Below are 16,105 nucleotides of genomic sequence, written 5' to 3'. Positions count from 1 at the left end.
ATTACACCGCGGAAATGGCGGCCTGAACCTACCATTACCAATACCACACAAGCCCACGTCAACAACTTGGCAATACCTATCATTGGCATTGCTGCACCGTTGTGAACGTTGGCTTCAGCACGATTAGATATTGAGTCAAAGAAATCTCCTCACCCTAGCCGCATAGTCCTCAAACTCAGAACCGTACTGTTTCTTCAGCCACGGCTCCTCTGCGAAGGGTGCGGCTATCAAAACAAGGATTGCTGCTAGTCCTACAATGAGCACCGAAGGTGAAGATGTAAGGATCATCCAACCACCGACAATGGCAATATCGGCCACGTATTGAGGGTTGCGTGAGTAGCGATACATGCCAGCGGTCCTCAGCGTGCCTTTCGCGCCGCCGGTTTGCGGCACCCCGAAATGGGCAACTTCGGACCAGACGACAATATTGCCTATCACGATGAGGGGTATCCCAATCCCGAAACGCAGCCATCCTGGAACTGCCAGATCGCCCCACCCCCAGACGCCAAGTAAAATGAGGATGCCGAATAAGGAGAAGGTCGGCACCCAAACCAGAACGGGTGTGAAAGCTGTGTAGCGCTTAGGTGGCCAGATGCGACGCTCTGGAACGGCGATTGACCAAAGGATCGAAGCCAGTGTCGCTGCTGCAAGCCCCAGACCGAGAAAGAGAAGCGTCGATTCCATCATGGTCCGGCCTCTTCATGCCCATAGAGTCGCGCGCCATTGTGCGCATTCTTAAGATCTTCCAATTCAAGCGTGGAATGCCGGATGCCGAACTCCTCGGCTAGGCGCGCCTTTACGGCAGCTTTGATCCCTTCACCGGATGCGCCATCAGCGGTCACGACATGGCAATCCAGCGCCGCTTCATTCTCCTGCATCTGCCAAAGATGAACGTGGTGAACGTCATGGACTCCGTCGACGTCCCTGATTGCAGCGACAACCGCGCCATTGTCGACGTCGGGCGGGCTACCGAGCATCAGGATGCGGATAGGGCGGCCGATTTCAGTCAGAGCGAGATAGAGGATGTAAAGCGCGATACCGATCGTGATCGCAGGATCGACCCACCACATGTCATAGAGCAGGATGAGGGAGCCGCCGATAATCACAGCAACAGAGGCCAATGCGTCCGACAGGTTGTGCAGGAAGAGAGCGCGGATGTTCACGCTGCTTTTTTGCATCGAGTAGGTTAGCACGGCGGTCAATGTGTCGACGACCAGCGCCACTGAGCCCAGGATCACCACGGTCCAACCGGCCACCTCGGTCGGTTCGATGAGCCGCATCCCGCCTTCGTAAATCAGATAAACGCCGACGAGGATGAGGGTGGTGTAATTGATCAATGCAGCGACGACTTCGATCCGGCCATAGCCGAAGGTCATGCGTTCGTCGGCGGGGCGTCTGGCGATCTTTCGCGCAGCAAAGGCGATCACTAAGGATGCCATGTCCGAGAAATTGTGCAGCGCATCCGCAATAAGCGCGAGGCTGCCGGACAGGATCCCACCGACGATCTGCGCAACCGTCAGAAGTGCGTTAGCCCAGATCGCAATGGAAACACGGCGATCTCCGGACGCCGGGTCAATATGCGCGTGACCCTGATCATGAGGCATGACGTGATTCCTCGTGCTTATGATTAGGCAATGCCACGCTAGGAAGCTGCGGCACGCTACCTGATCTGATCCGGCGCACGCGGGCGTTCATCCAATGGCGGATGATATGGCGGTACAACAGGCCCTTTACGAAGCTGAACGACTGCTGATGTTTTGCGTAAAAGTCGTCGGGCGTCGCGAAGGTCCCGAAATCCTGAACAATGCCTGTCTCTTGGATGTAGGTGTCGCCACCCGTCCACTCCACAGGTGGAGCCTGCAGGCAATCTGTCCCTGCCCCGTATCCGCAAAGACTGGGTGTCCCGGAGAAAGAGGATTGCAGAGCCGTCAGGAACGCAGCGTCAAGGATAAACCCTTCGAGGTTCACCCAACCCGACTCTGTCTCCACCTCAACCCAGGAATGGATGATTTCCTCGGGTGCGATGGGATAGACCAGTTCCGGAACGACACCGCGTTGCAGCGCCTTGTGAATAGTGAAGCCGTGAAGACGGCAGCGTACGCCGACCGCGCGCAACAACGCCATGAGAAGCGTGCCTTTGGTGTTGCATTGACCAAAACCGTCAGCGAGCACATCGGTGGCAGAGATGTCGTCTGAGCGGTTGTACCCAAAGGCAATTTCATTGCGCACGAAATCGTAGACAGCCCCGATCCGATCATGTGTCGACGGGGTGTTCCAAGCTCTATCCTTGACCAGTCGTGCAATTGACGGATGGTCGAAGTTCAGGATTGGGGTTGGTGCAAGTAACGGTTCAGCGATTGTCATCGGCACTCTCCTTGATTCGATTTAGGAGAGTTGTAATTGCTATAGTTACTGTAGCTTCAAGTACCAAATTTGCTAGCTAATCCAGCGTCAATGTCAGGCAGTGCCCTACGGAAAACCCGCGCGCATGTATGCAATTATTTTCCAGACGTCGTCTTCGCTTAGTACTTCTTCAAAAGCTGGCATATCAGTTCCAAAACGCTCACCGCCTTCGAAGATCGCCCAGAGAAGGTACTCGTCTCCCGCCATAGGCATTTGCACGAATCTTTGCAGAAGAGCCGGGGACGGAACCAAAGAGCGTCCGGCCTCACCATCTCCGAGGCCTTTTGCGCCATGGCAACTTGCACAGGAATTCGAATAGAGCGCCTTACCGTCCGCGATGATCTGTGCCGTGCCCCGCACCGTACTGCGGGCACCGCGATAGGCTGTGGGAACCCCTTCGTTCATGTACGTCCAATGCCGCTGCATGCGCATTTGTTGTCCGGGCCCCATGTTGCCCCAACCCCAACCTTGCATGTGATCGGACCCCATTTGGCCGGAACTCATCCGACCGTGCCCCCACCAGCCGCCATTATTCTGTTGGGCCAATGCGCCAATTGACCCGACACTAATTGCCGCGACTACGGCGAGACTAAGAAATGTTCTCTGCTTCATGGCGGGTCGCTCCTATGGTTGGTAATTCCTCTCGACAAAACTGACACCGAAACTGATCTACGTCATTGATACAGATCAACGGTATTGCCAAGTTGTTCATGCTGAGTGACCCGGATAAATCGCGCTTATGAACATGCCAACGATTATGCCGCGCCTGAAGGGCTTTCGCTTTCCTCGTGAGATCATTGCTTACGCGGTTTGGGCTTACCATCGCTTTGCGTTGAGCACCGCTGACGTCGAGGATCTGTTGGCTGCGCGGGGCGTGATCGTCAGCCGGGAAACAGTTCGGTTGTGCGTCAATCGCTTTGGTCGACATTTTGCAGATTGCATCAGGCGGGATCGTCCACAGCCAAACGACAAGTGGCACGTGGACGAAGTCGTGATCATTATCCGAGGCAAGAAGCACTGGTTGTGGCGCGCGATCGCCGCAAACGTGGACACGCTCGACATTCTCGTGCAAACTCGCCGAAACGCCAAAGCTGCAAAGCGGTTTTTCAAAGGGTTGGTTGCCAAATTCGGCGAACCCAGAGTCGTCATCACAGACAAACTGCGCAGCTATATCAAACCAATCAAAGTACTGGCACCGGACGCTGACCATCGTGCCCACAAAGGTCTCAATAACGCGATCGAAGTGTCCCACCGACCGACCCGCAAAAGAGAGAAGCTATTCGGCAAGTTTAAGTCTCATCTACAGGCTCAGAGATTTCTGTCTGCCCATGACCAAATCAACCTGATCTTCCGTCCCCGCCGATATCAACTCACCGCAAAATCATACCGCCAAGCTCGCTCGGACGCATTCAACCTCTGGGACGATTACACCGCGGAAATGGCGGCCTGAACCTACCATTACCAATACCACACAAGCCCACGTCAACAACTTGGCAATACCCGCCAACATGATCCGGAAACAGCAATTCTCCAGCGCTGCCACCTCGGGCTTTCGGGCGTTAGCTGAGATCGCAGGATAAGTGTGTCCGGCAAGAGGTGACTCTGGTCGATCCAAAAGTTAGCGGCACAGCCTTGATTTTCACGGCAGTGCAATATCCCTACCCGCTTTGTACGCAAAAACCGACGTTTTTGATCGCTACATTTGTCATATCACCAAACCCTTATTACATTCGATAAGTTCCCCTTATTACGTATGATTGAAATTTGCCGCGAAGCGATGCAAAATGCGCCCCATGACAGCCCCTGCCCCATACCTGCCCGACGCTCCCCCTGCCCTTTCAAAGGAAGATCAGGACGCGCTCACGGATCTCTATGTCCGCGGCACGCCGGCCAATACGCTGCGGGCTTATGAGCGCGACCTGCTCTACATCACCGCCTGGAAAACAGCGCGCTTTGGCGCGGTGTTGGACTGGCCGGAGAGCGAGCCTACCGCCCTCGCCTTCATCCTTGATCACGCCCGTGATCTGAATGATGCACCAGAAACGGATGTGGCGCGCGAAACCGCAGAAGCGCTCATTGCGCAAGGCCTGCGCAAATCGCTGGCCTGCCCGGCCCCTTCGACGCTGGACCGGCGCATCGCCTCCTGGCTGGCCTTTCACCGGATGAAGAACCTCGCCAGCCCCTTTAGCGCACCACAGGTGAAACAGGCCCGCGCCAAGGCCCGCCGCGCCGCCGCCCGTCCCCCTGCCCCGAAGTCGCAGCACCCGATCACCCGTGAGGTTCTGGAGCAACTGTTGGCCACCTGCCGGGGGTCGCGGCGCGATTGCCGCGACCGGGCAATCCTGATGCTCGGCTGGGCCAGCGGTGGGCGCAGGCGGTCGGAGATCACCGGGCTGATGCGTGAGGATGTCTCTCTCAAGGAATTCGACAAGACCGGCGTGGTCTGGCTCTCACTGCTGGAGACCAAGACCACCCGGAAAGGTGAAACCCCACGGCTGGTGCTGAAGGGTCGCGCCGCGCAAGCATTGGTGCATTGGATCGAGGTCGGACAAGTCACGAACGGGCCGCTGTTCCGCCCTGTCTCCAAGGCTGACAATGTGTTGAAGCGTCGTCTCAGCCCGGATTCGATCTACCAGATCGTCAAACACCGGCTGGCACTGGCGGGACTGCCGGAGGATTTTGCCTCGCCCCACGGGTTGCGCTCGGGTTTCTTGACCCAGGCCGCTTTGGACGGTGCCCCGATCCAGGCCGCCATGCGCCTGTCCCTGCACCGCTCCATGGCGCAGGCGCAGAAATATTATGATGATGTGGACGTCGCAGAAAACCCGGCAACCGACCTGTTGGGGTGATCACTTACTGATTATTCAAAGAAATCTCAGCCTGAGGGAAACTCTGACTGCAGTGCCTATGTCTTTTTCCCTGCCGCATCCATCAAAGTGACCAGCCCGGAAACATGTCGTGGCAAATTACAACGGGAATGCAAGATATCGACTATGATCACACTATCCGGCTGGTCCAGGTAGACGAGGAAATGCTCTCCTGCCTGTACGTATCTGAGATCAGCCGCCTCCTCGACCAATAATGAACAGCTACGGCTGGCCACCCTGCCCTCCGTGATGGCCTGACATCGCGCTATCAATTCTTGTTCATAAAGATCGGCCTGATGCGGTCCGAACTTGTCAATTGTCCATCGGGCAATTTCCACCAGGCTGGATTCAGCACGGCGTGTCAGTCGAAAGGGTCTGGTCACGCTTTGGAACGTGCCCTTGCAAAGGCACGACGGATCGCATCCGAACCGCTGCCTTCTGCCAGATCTCCAGTCTGAGCCTGCGTCACACCCTCCTGCAGGCCTTGTTTGAGAGACACCAGTCCCGCTTCTTCCCGTTCTAGAAGCCGAAGCCCGGCACGCAGCGCTTCACTGGCGTTCTGATAACGACCGGACGCAACCAGATTCTGCACTAGTTGATCCTGCGATTCTGTAAGTACCACATTGCGGGTTACCATGGCATAAGCCTCCTGATTGGCAATATATGCCAAAGAGGAGGTTGGTTCAACAGTTGGGAATTCCACACGCGGCAAATTAGTCAAGCTGTTCTTATTGCCGGCCTAACGGAGCAGTTGAGTGCCCACTGTCGTGGCTGGGTAAACCATCACCCCTCCACTTTCGCACATTCCAAACACTGGGCCGACCTCATTGCCCCGAACGCCTATCTGATCACCCTTGATATTCTCGAACATCAGATGGTCACCAGCCAAGGTTCGCGCCGGGACTCCCCTGACCGGACGATCCTATTACCGGACTGAACTCAGTTAGATGGCAGCGTTCGGTGTTCGGCGCGCCTTATTTTGGAGGCGGGAGTGTCGCTGAAGAAATTCAACGAGAATGACCTAACTTAGGTGTCGCCGCAGGTAGTTGAGACCACCCCAAAACGCGAGGCTCCACGGTTAGTGCGCAAGGGTCGCGCAGCGAGGCCGCTGGCGTGTTGGATCGAAGTGGGTCACGCCGAGGACAGCCCCATGTTTCACTCGGTCTCGAAATCTGGCCGGATACGGAAACGCCGCCTCAACCCGGACGCCATCGACCAGATCGACAAACACTGACTGAAGCTAACAGGACTACCGTAGGATTATGCCTCACCGTAGGGGCTGCGTTCGGGTTTCCTTACTCAAGCCCCGCAGGAGGCACACCGATCAAGACCGACTTGCACCTATCGCACTGGCCCAGAAATGCGGTGACGACGACGATATCGCCGACAATCCGGCAACCGATCTATTGGAATGAAACCAACATCGGTCCAATTGATAAGCAACTTCAGTATACCTTGGTTCACAGGGCAGTTGCTCCAAAGACCAGCACTGGAAGAGTATTAACTACACCATCAAATTAGCGGACACAGAAAGTCAGCTACTAGAACACCGCCCTGCCCTGGCAAAACAATGAGCTTGTCAGCACTTTTCAAGAATAACCACCAATTGGGCTTTTTAGTGGAGTGGGGCTCAATACTAATCTGATTTAATCATCTGCAACTTGAGCAAAACGTGAGCGCATTGCAGTATTTCTGGCAGGATTTCGCTTGGCTGAAAAGACAAAGTGGCCGGCGTCTGGCAACCCTCTAATCTCGAATTCCGAAGGCGAACTTTTGCCGCAAGCATGCAACCTCAAAGCGCCTCTTAAGCACCCAATGGAGACGTGAGTTAACAGCTGTTAACTTCGGGACGCTTGTGCAGGCTTCGCAACGACCCACAAGTTATTGATTTTTCTCTTGACATGAATCGGAATACGAGTGCCTAAATGTACTCAAGTTGCGCAACCAAACAAAAAAGAGCAGGAAATCTGCAACTATGTTACAAACCACACCAATTGCTGCGACGACGCAGTCTCACGTTACACGTGAAATCTCTGATCGTCTACAAGTTGCACTGACGACCCACTTAACTCAGGCGTATTCTCCTGAGTTGTCAAAGACCCTCCGACTCTTCAGCGCGACAGAGGTTGCCGACCTGTTTGGCACAACCGGACAGTTCTTGCGAAAGGGCCATGCTGAGGGCTCTCTTCCAGAGCCGGAGTTCAACAAGAACGGACGTCGCTTTTATTCCGGAGCCGAAATCAAAGCAATGCGCCAGATCCTTGAAGGAAGTTCCAGAAAGCCCGGAAAGTACCTTCCCGGTCGTCGCGATGCCGACCAGCTTCAGGTTGTTCAACTCATGAACTTCAAGGGTGGTAGTGCGAAATCCACCTCAGCCATTCACCTTTGCCACTATCTTGCACTTCAAGGTTATCGCGTTCTGGCTATCGACCTTGACCCACAAGGCAGCTTGACCGGATTCTGTGGAATTCAGCCAGAAATCGAGTTTGAGGGGAATTCGATCTATGATGCTCTGCGCTACGAGGACTCGGTCCCGATGTCAGAGTGCGTCCGGACCACTTACTTCCCTGGCTTGGATCTTTCCCCCGCCCAGTTGATCCTGTCAGAGTTTGAAACGGAAACCGCTGTCTACGCCCGCAAAGGCGTTCCCTTCTATAATCGTCTTGCCAGCGCAATCGAAGAAGTCGAAGCAAACTATGATGTAATCATTATCGATAGCCCGCCTTCTTTGGGTTTCTTGACGCTGGCAGGATTGTTTGCCGCAACATCTGTGATCGTACCGCTGACACCGAGCATGTTGGACGTGGCCTCCACCCAGCAGTTTCTTGAGATGACTTCGGCATACCTGGAAGAGTTTGAGAACTCCGGGATTCCGATTGTCCATGACAATTTCCGGTTCCTCATAACACGGGACGACCCCTCGGATACCCCATCACAGCAAATTGTAAGCCTTATGCGGGCGCTGTTTCAGGATCGAGTAATCGGAGCAACTGCGCTGCGAAGCACGGCGATTGCCGATGCCGCGATGCTGAAAATGACAATGTACGAAGTTGTTCGATCAGAAATGACACGGTCTACCTATGACCGCGCCCGATCGAGCATGGATGCCGTCGGGCACGAAGTCTCAAACATGATTCAAACCGCGTGGGGCCGTTGAAATGGCACTTAAACAAAACAAAACCAGCATGGCTGCAGCAATAGCGGCGGCAGCCGGAAACCCTCCCATTCCGCCTACGAAAACCGAGCGTGCCAATGCCGCGCTTCCACGAGGCACCATAGCCTCCGTCCGTGTTGGCGCCGGCGGAATCCAAGAAATTGATACCTCGCTCATATTGCCTTGGGGTCCGAAGGACAGGCTTGGAGTGGAGTTAACACCTGTTAACTCAAAAGCCGAGCCCAACGTCGATGCAGCTGTTCTGGAGCTGGCCGAAAGCATCAAAGACGCAGGAGGCCAACAGGTTCCTGTCCTCTTGCGTCCGTCTGAGGAAGTGGACGGCCACTTCGAAGTTATTTACGGCCGCCGCCGTATCCTGGCCTGTCAGCATCTAAATCAGCCTGTACGCGCGCTTGTACGGACTCTCGATGACAAAGAGGCGCTTCAGGCAAAAGGTTTAGAGAACTCTTCTCGTGTTGACCTCAGCTACTACGAGAGAGCCCGGTTTGCTCGAGAGATTCTGAACCAAGGATATGACCGTTCGGAAGCGATCACGGCGCTGGCAATTTCTAAAAACACGCTGTCGCAATTGGAGCGAATTACAAACGATATTCCCGAAGATCTTGGCGATATGATTGGCCCAGCACCGAAATCCGGACGGCCCAAATGGACGGCACTCGCCGATGCGTTACGAAAAAAGGTGATAACAGCGGACAAGGCTATGAAGCTCTTGGAGACACTCAACCCAGGTAGTTCAGACGATCGGTTAAATGGGCTTTTAGGCAGCCTGGCTCGAAAAAAAGAAGCACAAGAAAACCGACCGGCACCCGACGTTGTTATCAAGACCAGCAATTCAGCGGTGAATATGACGATCAAAAGAGCAGGGGAGAATGAAGCCTACTCACGTTGGCTTACGGAAAACCTTGCTCAGTTAATTCAGGAATCCTACGAGCGCTTCAAAGAAAACGCCGAGGAGTAAGCGAGTTAACAATTGTTAACTCTACATGAGGCAACGAGCAAAGAGGAGGAAAGCAAAGAAGAAACCCCCGAAACCTAAGGCTCCGAGGGCTGAAAACCAACTAGTGGTTATAGATTTGACACCTAAACCCTAACAGCCCGCGAATCACGAGACAACAAAAAACGCCTCTGGGTGAATAGGTTTTCTTTGTCTGCTGACATAAAATTATGAAAACAGTAACAGCATTGGCTCCAAACGGAGCAACCTTGTTGGGAACGGCAGGGCAGGGGGGTAGTACGCCTAAAAAATGGTTGCTTCTTCGAGCCGTCGAGGAAGCCAGAGAACCGCTTGGGCTTAAATCCACTTCCCTCAACGTCCTGAGAGCGATGATTTCCTTTGTGATTGGAGATCAGATTTCACCAGACCAGGATGATCACCATGTTTGTTTTGCCTCCAACGCTGCGATCGCCAAACGAACTCACGTCAGTGTACAGACCGTTGAACGCCATATCTCGGCGCTGGTTGAGCTTGGGCTTATCCGCCGCGTCATGAGCGCCAACGGAAAACGTTGGGCACGCCGGGATCGACAGGGCAGGGTGGTCGCAGCAACTGGACTGTCCCTGATGCCTTTGTCTGAACGGCACGCTGAGTTCATCGAGGAAGCCCAGAGGCATGCTGATCGAGTTCTGGAGTTCACGGTGCTCCGCGACAAGGTTTCTACAGCTCTGGCGCGTCTCAGAGAGCTCGTGGCAAACGACGCCACAATCTCAGATTTGATGGTCACCGCACGCAATGCTCTGCGTCGCAAACCAGATGCAAATGTACTCAGCGAACTGCTGGCTGAAATCTCTGTGGAAATCTCTGAGATAAAACGGACAGATTCAGATAATTTGAGGGACAGTGACAATGAAATTGAGGGGCACAAAGAGGACTCTTTGAATCCAATAGTTAAGAAAGAAGAATATTCTCAGATTCAAGTTTCTCCAGATCAAATGGAGCGCAGCTTTCCACGTTTGTGCTCGGAACTTCGCTTTGCCCGGGATCAGGCACATTGTGACCGACTTATGGACGATATCGCCGAGTACCTAAGATTTGGTCAGACCTGGTATGCTATGAAATCGACATATGGCCCAGCTCTCCGTTTCTTAGTGCTCGGATATATTTTCCAACGAGCGGAGAACATAAAATCCCATCAAGCCTATTTGATCTCACTGATTTCAAAAATCGATCAAGGAGACATACAACCAACCGCATTGTTGACGCAAAATTCAAAATAACCGCAGAAGTGAAGGCCGCACCCATGATTTCTCCTCACGCTCATGAGTTCAGAACAACAGGTGCGGTACATGCCATCGGTCTATTGTGAATTTCATTCAGATGTATTACATTGTACTACAACACGGAAACAGGTGATTGCGATGAGTACCAGCCCATATTCAATCCGTCTCGATGAAGACCTGAGAAAGACCCTGGAACGGGAAGCTGCGATCGAAGACCGACCGCCTGCACAACTCGCCGTACGGGCAATTAGAATGATGTTAGAATCCAAAGCCGCTAAACGTGCAGCCATTGATGCGGCTGTTGAAAAAGCAGACCAAGGCAAGTTCATCACGGCAGACGAAATGAATGCCTGGATAGACAGCTGGGATACCGAGAATGAACTTTCGGCTCCGGTAGCAAGCGGGCAATCCAACAGCCAATGAAGATTGTATTTCTCGAAGATACGGCCAGGGACATTCAGTGGTTCCGTTACTACTACACGTCAGTTTTTCCTGAAGGCAGCGAAAGGGCACGAGCTCAGCTCAAAGCCATTCAGCTTACTCTTGCAGCCAACCCTTATGCTGGTCACCCAAGTGACACACGGCAAGACATACGGGAGCTTTCAGTACCCCGAACCCCATTCACGCTAATCTATCGTGTAATGCCTACTCAGATAGAGATTCTTCGTCTCTGGGATACCAGGCAGGGTGCGGATTACTGAAACCAGGAGTTTAAATTGGTGGCATCAGGCGGGCAGGGTAGGGGCGGGCAAGCAACCGAACCTACTTTGCTGTTAGATCGCTAGATTCTGCACAGAGGGCGGGAAGCGGTCATTCGCTGCGGTATACGCCAAGGTCTGCTCCGCGCGATAAGCGCCAGAAACCTCGGTCCTCGTAGTGACTGCTCCACTGCCCAAATCGGCATTCGTGCTGAAAGCTCGTTCGTTTGGATGTGGGTATAAAAGCCGCTATGTCGTGTATCTGCTGAGAGCGCAACCCGAGTGCTCGCGACTGTTTTCTAAAACAACGTCATCCAGCAAGAACAATGGCTAAGCGTTCAACCAACGCTCGTTGAACGATAGCAAATCTGGGAGTGTTCGCTATTTCCTCCAGCGTCGCGACCCAGAGCGGAACCTCAATTTCTGGGGTCACGTCGTGCGACTTTCGAAGCCGGGAATCCGCGTCGCCCAAAAACGTGGGTAAAAACGTTTTTCCGACTCCTGCAGCGGCCATCTCCTGTAGCACCAAAAAACTGTCTGCCCCGTTGGTCATTTCGTCAGCACTGACATTCGTTTCCAGCCATTTGGCAGGAAGTGAACGGCTTAACGCCCCATCAAGCCTCATCCATTTGCTATTGGGAGAGCCGTCGTCAAAGACGCCGAACGACAGTGTTCCGGCACGCTGCCCAATCAGCCCCTCCCCGAGCTTTATCGATGGCCGCACGGCGATGTCTGCGCTCAACCGGGATAGATCATGGTGACTATTTCCGCTTAGCAAAGTCAGCTTCAGGCCGGGGTAAAGCTGTGAGATCTCATATAGTATTGGAGGTAGAACAATCCGGCAAAGACTGTCGGTAGATGTAATGCGTACCTGACCCATAGGAGACCGATTTGCTCCGACAACTGCCCGCTCAACCGACAGCACCGCTTCTTCAACGCTTTCCATGGCCGAAAAGACCGCACTGGCTTCGGGGAGAACGGAATATCCTGACGGGTTTTTCTGAAAAATCCGGCAACCATGGCGCTCTTCGAATGCGGCCACTCTGCGCAAGACTGTGGCATGCGTAACGCCCAGAGCCGCCGCCGCCGCGTTCAACGAACCGTATTTGCTTACTGCTAACGCGTACCGAATATCATCCCAGTTTTCATTGTTCATAAATTAACAGGTGACGACCAATAACAAACAATTACAAGTAAATTCGTTCAAGGTAACATTCGGAGTATTGAACAGGGAGACACACCATGATGCAGAAAATTTCGATCTTTGCGGCCGGTATATTATCGGTGGCTGCAATTGGCACAGCCATCGCCCACGAAAGCGAAAACCCGGCTGTGAAAGCTCGAACCTCAATCATGCAACTCTATGCCTTCAATCTTGGTACACTTGGCGGCATGGCCAAAGGTGAGGTGGATTATGATGCCGAGGCCGCAACACGGGCTGCAAACAACCTTGTTGTACTAACGCAGATCGACCAATCCGCGATGTGGCCCGCGGGATCCGACAATGTATCCGATCCGTCCACCCGAGCGCTGCCTGCGATCTGGGAAAACTTCCCTGACGTTGGTGCGAAAGGGCAAGCCATGGCAGAGGCAGCTGTTGCGATGCAGGCTGCAGCCGGACAAGATGTTGATGCCCTGAAAGCTGCGATGGGCGATCTGGGTGGAAGCTGTTCGGCATGTCACAAAGCGTACAGAGCACCGAAAGACTAATTGGTAGATAGTTGTGAAGCGGTTTTTCCTTTTCGCCGCTTTCGTTGCACTTTTAGTTGGGTTGGCTGGTTTGGTGCTGACCCGACCACAAAGAATGGATCAGTCTCAACTCGACGATCTGAACCCAGATCTCGCCAGAGGTGAAATCGTGTTCCACGCCGCAGGATGCGCATCCTGTCATTCAGCGCAGGGCGCGATTGGAGAGGACAAGCTCATGCTCTCCGGTGGTCGTAGGTTCGAGACGGATTTCGGCACGTTCATTGCCCCGAACATATCCAGTGACCCCGAGGTTGGCATCGGGTCCTGGTCTGTATTGGATCTGGCCAATGCCCTAATCCATGGAACCGGGCCCGAAGGGCAACACTATTTTCCTGCGTTTCCTTATACGTCTTACGCCCACATGACGACCGATGACGTTGTATCGCTCCATGCCTTCCTGAGCACCCTTCCTGCGGTCACGGCAGAAAGCAAAGCGCATGAGGTTGGTTTCCCTTTCAACGTTCGACGCGGACTGGGCGGATGGAAGCTATTGTTCATGACGCCAGAATGGGTGGTCGAAGGTGATCTGACCGACCAACAAAGACTTGGCAGGTATTTGGTCGAGGCGCTGGGTCACTGCGCTGAATGCCATACCCCGCGAAATAGTCTAGGTGGTTTGAAACGAGACCTTTGGCTGACAGGTGCACCAAATCCAAACGGGAAAGGTCGTATCCCCGGCCTGACCTCAGACCAGCTTGAATGGTCTGAGGCAGACATTGGCGAATACCTGAAATCTGGTTTCACGCCAGACTATGACAGTGCAGGTGGTGAGATGGTGGAGGTCATCGAGAACACGTCTCGCCTTACGGATGAGGACCGTTTGGCGATTGCAGCATATCTCAAGGCGGTTCCTGTTTCGTCGGCCGTGCTTGCATCAGAGTAACAGTCGTTTGGCGCCATGCAAGGGGGCCAGATGCTGTCGTAGGTCGCCGGTAGGAAGCCACAGGGCCTATTCCCTTTTCACCAACCACCTGTTTTACGTTTTGAACGTCGGAACTCAGCATTAACCCGAGTTTCTGTTCATGATTGATTGAGGGTTGTGGCCAAATGACACAAAAAATCGCTCTTTGGTCCATTCCAATATCCATTGCGGTACTGGCCCTGAAACTGCTGGCCTGGTGGCTGACGGGCTCGGTGGCGTTGTTGTCGGACGCAATGGAATCAACTGTAAATGTCGTTGCGGCGCTGCTGGCGTATTTTGCGGTTCGGATTGCCAATATACCCCCTGACGAAAACCACCCCTTTGGTCACAAAAAAGCCGAGTATCTTTCCGCTGTCGCCGAGGGCGTACTGATTGTGCTGGCGGCGTTCTTGATCATCAGAGAAGCTGTGCTGGCACTCCCGAACCCGCATCTTGAGGATGCGCCACTTCTTGGAATCGTCGTCAATGTCATTGCAACTGGTGTGAATGGCGCATGGGCTTACCTATTGCTCAAAATCGGCAGGCGCGAGGGTTCGCCTGCATTGGAGGCAAGCTCCCGGCACATTTTCACAGATGTCATGACCTCAGTTGGTGTCATCGCAGGTCTGATACTGGCGCTTGTCACCGGCTGGTTGATCCTCGACCCGATCCTGGCAATTCTTGTTGCTCTGAACATCTTGTGGGAGGGATGGAAAGTTATTCGGGCTTCAGTCGATGGTCTGATGGATGTGACACTGTCGGAGCATGACTTGCAGACCGTTTCTAAAGCAATCGAAGCAAACCTCGGCGCAGCCTTAGAATACCACGACCTCAAAGGGCGCAGGTCCGCAAATGTCATCTTCGTGGAGTTTCACCTTGTTGTGGACGGCACAATGCCAGTCAGCGCGGCGCATGATATATGCAATGACATCGAGGAAGAATTGGATCGTTTGTATCCGGGTTCCGTCTTTGTCATTCACCTCGAACCCGATGACGAGTTGAAGGGTGACGGGGTCAGTTCCCACTAAACTGGTCACATGGCTCAACAAAAACTCTATTGGTTTGACTGATCTGACTAAGACGTTCGGCTTGAAATTCGTCAGACCTAAGCCCGATGTGGAAAAGCCGAACCAGAAGTAACCTGTCTCCAACGTCACGAAGCGTGACGCTCAGAAATGGAGGCGAAAATGAAAATTCAAAGAAAACTGGGCCAACTTCTTAGTACTGCGGCGTTGGCTTCGTTGATCGCGGCGACACCTTATGTGCCAGTGTTCGATGCCGATGGTCGCCTACATTTTGAACCGTCCTATGCCTTTGCCAAGAGCGGCAAGGGAAAAGACGGGGATGGTCGCGACGATGATCGGGATGATGATCGTGACGACGACAGAGATGATGACCGCGACGACAACTCGGGGTCGGGCAATAGCGGCCGTGGTGGTGACCGGGACGATGATCGTGATGACGATAGAGACGATGATCGCGACGACGACCGAGATGATGATCGTGACGACAATTCGGGATCAGGCAAAAGTGGTCGCGACGATGATGACGGTGACGATGACGATGATGACTCGAAACGCTCCAATAGAGGCAGCGGAAAGAAGGACCGGTCTCAAGCAGGGGGCAAGCCGTCGGGTTCGGCTGGGATAACAAAGGTCGAGACAAACGCCAGCGGCATTGAGGTGCGTTACGCCGACGGAACCAAGGAGGAGATCGAAAACGGGCGGTATGAGAGGAAAAATGCTCAGAATCGAACTGTTGAGGAGCGCCCCGCGACTGGTGCTGACGTTTCAAGGCTTCGGTCTTTGTCGAATGGTATCTCAATCGACAACGTGCGCTCTTCTGGGCAAGGCGGCACTGCTGGAAGTCGACCCACGAAAATCGAACGCCAGGGCAACAATATCGAAGTGAACTATGCCAATGGTTGGAAAGAGGAGATCGAGTTTGGGCGCTACGAGCTGAAAGACCCGTACAACCGGACTGTTGTTGAAAGAAACGCAACGGCCTCTGATCGCCGGAGGTTACAGTCGGTTGCCAACTGAACAGGAACTCTAGTCGATGATCCGTTGGCGGCTTCTCTTAGTGAGGAGCCGCC

General features: G+C 53.8%; 19 protein-coding genes. 12 read left to right on the top strand and 7 right to left on the bottom strand.

What is annotated here, in order from left to right; all coding sequences use genetic code 11:
- Positions 1 to 135: 135 nt before the first annotated feature.
- From AC2FJF_RS22465 to AC2FJF_RS22450, 4 genes are all read right to left on the bottom strand, one after another.
- The gene (locus AC2FJF_RS22465) at positions 136 to 687 is read right to left on the bottom strand and encodes a methyltransferase family protein (RefSeq protein ID WP_496727252.1); all 552 of its coding nucleotides are present in this window, start codon (positions 685 to 687) and stop codon (positions 136 to 138) included.
- A complete protein-coding gene (locus AC2FJF_RS22460) occupies positions 684 to 1,604 on the bottom strand; it encodes a cation diffusion facilitator family transporter (protein ID WP_496727251.1) in 921 nt (306 codons plus the stop codon). The genes AC2FJF_RS22465 and AC2FJF_RS22460 overlap by 4 nt, the downstream gene beginning before the upstream one ends.
- Entirely contained in the window at positions 1,594 to 2,364 is a 771-nt protein-coding gene (locus AC2FJF_RS22455; protein ID WP_496727250.1) for a transglutaminase-like domain-containing protein, read from the bottom strand. Before AC2FJF_RS22455 ends, AC2FJF_RS22460 begins: the two co-directional genes overlap by 11 nt.
- A 105-nt stretch (positions 2,365 to 2,469) precedes the next feature.
- Positions 2,470 to 3,015, bottom strand: a complete 546-nt coding sequence (locus tag AC2FJF_RS22450) for a c-type cytochrome (protein ID WP_496727249.1) — start codon at positions 3,013 to 3,015, stop codon at positions 2,470 to 2,472.
- A 127-nt stretch (positions 3,016 to 3,142) separates the two neighbouring features.
- Between AC2FJF_RS22450 and AC2FJF_RS22445 the strand changes: the two genes are divergently transcribed.
- Together AC2FJF_RS22445 and AC2FJF_RS22440 are read left to right on the top strand one after the other, a co-directional pair.
- Positions 3,143 to 3,853, top strand: coding sequence for an IS6 family transposase (locus AC2FJF_RS22445; protein ID WP_496727248.1), 711 nt, complete (start codon positions 3,143 to 3,145; stop codon positions 3,851 to 3,853).
- 343 nt (positions 3,854 to 4,196) lie between these two features.
- The gene (locus AC2FJF_RS22440) at positions 4,197 to 5,252 is read left to right on the top strand and encodes a tyrosine-type recombinase/integrase (protein WP_282121183.1); all 1,056 of its coding nucleotides are present in this window, start codon (positions 4,197 to 4,199) and stop codon (positions 5,250 to 5,252) included.
- 56 nt (positions 5,253 to 5,308) lie between these two features.
- Here AC2FJF_RS22440 and AC2FJF_RS22435 read toward each other — a convergent pair whose 3' ends face one another.
- Positions 5,309 to 5,653 (bottom strand): type II toxin-antitoxin system RelE/ParE family toxin, encoded by a 345-nt coding sequence (locus tag AC2FJF_RS22435; protein ID WP_282121182.1) that lies wholly within the window; start codon positions 5,651 to 5,653, stop codon positions 5,309 to 5,311.
- Positions 5,650 to 5,907, bottom strand: a complete 258-nt coding sequence (locus AC2FJF_RS22430; RefSeq protein ID WP_282121181.1) for a type II toxin-antitoxin system ParD family antitoxin — start codon at positions 5,905 to 5,907, stop codon at positions 5,650 to 5,652. The genes AC2FJF_RS22435 and AC2FJF_RS22430 overlap by 4 nt, the downstream gene beginning before the upstream one ends.
- 444 nt (positions 5,908 to 6,351) lie before the next feature.
- Here AC2FJF_RS22430 and AC2FJF_RS22425 point away from each other — a divergent pair, with 444 nt between their 5' ends.
- The 6 genes from AC2FJF_RS22425 to AC2FJF_RS22400 all read left to right on the top strand — a co-directional run bounded on the left by AC2FJF_RS22425 (position 6,352) and on the right by AC2FJF_RS22400 (position 11,363).
- Positions 6,352 to 6,504 carry a hypothetical protein gene (locus AC2FJF_RS22425; RefSeq protein ID WP_496727247.1) on the top strand — a complete coding sequence of 51 codons (153 nt, stop codon included), beginning with the start codon at positions 6,352 to 6,354 and terminating at the stop codon, positions 6,502 to 6,504.
- A 741-nt stretch (positions 6,505 to 7,245) separates the two neighbouring features.
- Positions 7,246 to 8,427, top strand: a complete 1,182-nt coding sequence (gene repA / locus AC2FJF_RS22420) for a plasmid partitioning protein RepA (RefSeq protein ID WP_282121179.1) — start codon at positions 7,246 to 7,248, stop codon at positions 8,425 to 8,427.
- A gap of 1 nt (position 8,428) precedes the next feature.
- Positions 8,429 to 9,403 (top strand): plasmid partitioning protein RepB, encoded by a 975-nt coding sequence (repB, locus tag AC2FJF_RS22415; protein WP_282121178.1) that lies wholly within the window; start codon positions 8,429 to 8,431, stop codon positions 9,401 to 9,403.
- Between the two features lie 206 nt (positions 9,404 to 9,609).
- Positions 9,610 to 10,659, top strand: coding sequence for a helix-turn-helix domain-containing protein (locus tag AC2FJF_RS22410; protein WP_282121177.1), 1,050 nt, complete (start codon positions 9,610 to 9,612; stop codon positions 10,657 to 10,659).
- A gap of 69 nt (positions 10,660 to 10,728) precedes the next feature.
- Positions 10,729 to 11,085 carry a CopG family ribbon-helix-helix protein gene (locus tag AC2FJF_RS22405; RefSeq protein ID WP_282121176.1) on the top strand — a complete coding sequence of 119 codons (357 nt, stop codon included), beginning with the start codon at positions 10,729 to 10,731 and terminating at the stop codon, positions 11,083 to 11,085.
- A complete protein-coding gene (locus tag AC2FJF_RS22400) occupies positions 11,082 to 11,363 on the top strand; it encodes a type II toxin-antitoxin system RelE/ParE family toxin (protein WP_170592490.1) in 282 nt (93 codons plus the stop codon). Before AC2FJF_RS22405 ends, AC2FJF_RS22400 begins: the two co-directional genes overlap by 4 nt.
- A 307-nt stretch (positions 11,364 to 11,670) precedes the next feature.
- Here the strand turns inward: AC2FJF_RS22400 and AC2FJF_RS22395 are convergent, their stop codons facing one another.
- Entirely contained in the window at positions 11,671 to 12,516 is an 846-nt protein-coding gene (locus tag AC2FJF_RS22395; RefSeq protein WP_282121175.1) for a LysR family transcriptional regulator, read from the bottom strand.
- Positions 12,517 to 12,602: 86 nt separating this feature from the next.
- On the opposite strand from AC2FJF_RS22395, the gene AC2FJF_RS22390 reads away from it, so the two are divergent.
- The 4 genes from AC2FJF_RS22390 (at position 12,603) to AC2FJF_RS22375 (ending at position 16,052) form a co-directional block, all read left to right on the top strand.
- Complete coding sequence (locus tag AC2FJF_RS22390; RefSeq protein WP_282121174.1) at positions 12,603 to 13,070, top strand: c-type cytochrome; 468 nt, start codon at positions 12,603 to 12,605, stop codon at positions 13,068 to 13,070.
- Positions 13,071 to 13,083: 13 nt separating this feature from the next.
- On the top strand, positions 13,084 to 13,992 hold the full coding sequence (locus tag AC2FJF_RS22385; protein ID WP_432653458.1) for a c-type cytochrome: 909 nt from the start codon (positions 13,084 to 13,086) through the stop codon (positions 13,990 to 13,992).
- Between the two features lie 164 nt (positions 13,993 to 14,156).
- A complete protein-coding gene (locus AC2FJF_RS22380; RefSeq protein ID WP_282121172.1) occupies positions 14,157 to 15,038 on the top strand; it encodes a cation diffusion facilitator family transporter in 882 nt (293 codons plus the stop codon).
- A gap of 159 nt (positions 15,039 to 15,197) precedes the next feature.
- Entirely contained in the window at positions 15,198 to 16,052 is an 855-nt protein-coding gene (locus tag AC2FJF_RS22375) for a hypothetical protein (protein WP_282121171.1), read from the top strand.
- Positions 16,053 to 16,105 lie beyond the last annotated feature (53 nt).

The organism is Ruegeria sp. CDSB013 (genome assembly GCF_059611165.1).
This window is presented reverse-complemented; position numbering and strand designations above follow the sequence as displayed.

What these genes read in the sequence shown, in the direction of transcription:
- AC2FJF_RS22450 (WP_496727249.1), bottom strand. Translation starts at nt 3,015, where the DNA reads ATGAAGCAGAGAACATTTCTTAGTCTCGCCGTAGTCGCGGCAATTAGT.
- AC2FJF_RS22380 (WP_282121172.1), top strand. Translation starts at nt 14,157, where the DNA reads ATGACACAAAAAATCGCTCTTTGGTCCATTCCAATATCCATTGCGGTA.
- AC2FJF_RS22395 (WP_282121175.1), bottom strand. Translation starts at nt 12,516, where the DNA reads ATGAACAATGAAAACTGGGATGATATTCGGTACGCGTTAGCAGTAAGC.
- AC2FJF_RS22410 (WP_282121177.1), top strand. Translation starts at nt 9,610, where the DNA reads ATGAAAACAGTAACAGCATTGGCTCCAAACGGAGCAACCTTGTTGGGA.
- AC2FJF_RS22405 (WP_282121176.1), top strand. Translation starts at nt 10,729, where the DNA reads ATGCCATCGGTCTATTGTGAATTTCATTCAGATGTATTACATTGTACT.
- AC2FJF_RS22445 (WP_496727248.1), top strand. Translation starts at nt 3,143, where the DNA reads ATGAACATGCCAACGATTATGCCGCGCCTGAAGGGCTTTCGCTTTCCT.
- repA (WP_282121179.1), top strand. Translation starts at nt 7,246, where the DNA reads ATGTTACAAACCACACCAATTGCTGCGACGACGCAGTCTCACGTTACA.
- repB (WP_282121178.1), top strand. Translation starts at nt 8,429, where the DNA reads ATGGCACTTAAACAAAACAAAACCAGCATGGCTGCAGCAATAGCGGCG.
- AC2FJF_RS22375 (WP_282121171.1), top strand. Translation starts at nt 15,198, where the DNA reads ATGAAAATTCAAAGAAAACTGGGCCAACTTCTTAGTACTGCGGCGTTG.
- AC2FJF_RS22390 (WP_282121174.1), top strand. Translation starts at nt 12,603, where the DNA reads ATGATGCAGAAAATTTCGATCTTTGCGGCCGGTATATTATCGGTGGCT.
- AC2FJF_RS22430 (WP_282121181.1), bottom strand. Translation starts at nt 5,907, where the DNA reads ATGGTAACCCGCAATGTGGTACTTACAGAATCGCAGGATCAACTAGTG.
- AC2FJF_RS22455 (WP_496727250.1), bottom strand. Translation starts at nt 2,364, where the DNA reads ATGACAATCGCTGAACCGTTACTTGCACCAACCCCAATCCTGAACTTC.
- AC2FJF_RS22400 (WP_170592490.1), top strand. Translation starts at nt 11,082, where the DNA reads ATGAAGATTGTATTTCTCGAAGATACGGCCAGGGACATTCAGTGGTTC.
- AC2FJF_RS22440 (WP_282121183.1), top strand. Translation starts at nt 4,197, where the DNA reads ATGACAGCCCCTGCCCCATACCTGCCCGACGCTCCCCCTGCCCTTTCA.
- AC2FJF_RS22460 (WP_496727251.1), bottom strand. Translation starts at nt 1,604, where the DNA reads ATGCCTCATGATCAGGGTCACGCGCATATTGACCCGGCGTCCGGAGAT.
- AC2FJF_RS22465 (WP_496727252.1), bottom strand. Translation starts at nt 687, where the DNA reads ATGATGGAATCGACGCTTCTCTTTCTCGGTCTGGGGCTTGCAGCAGCG.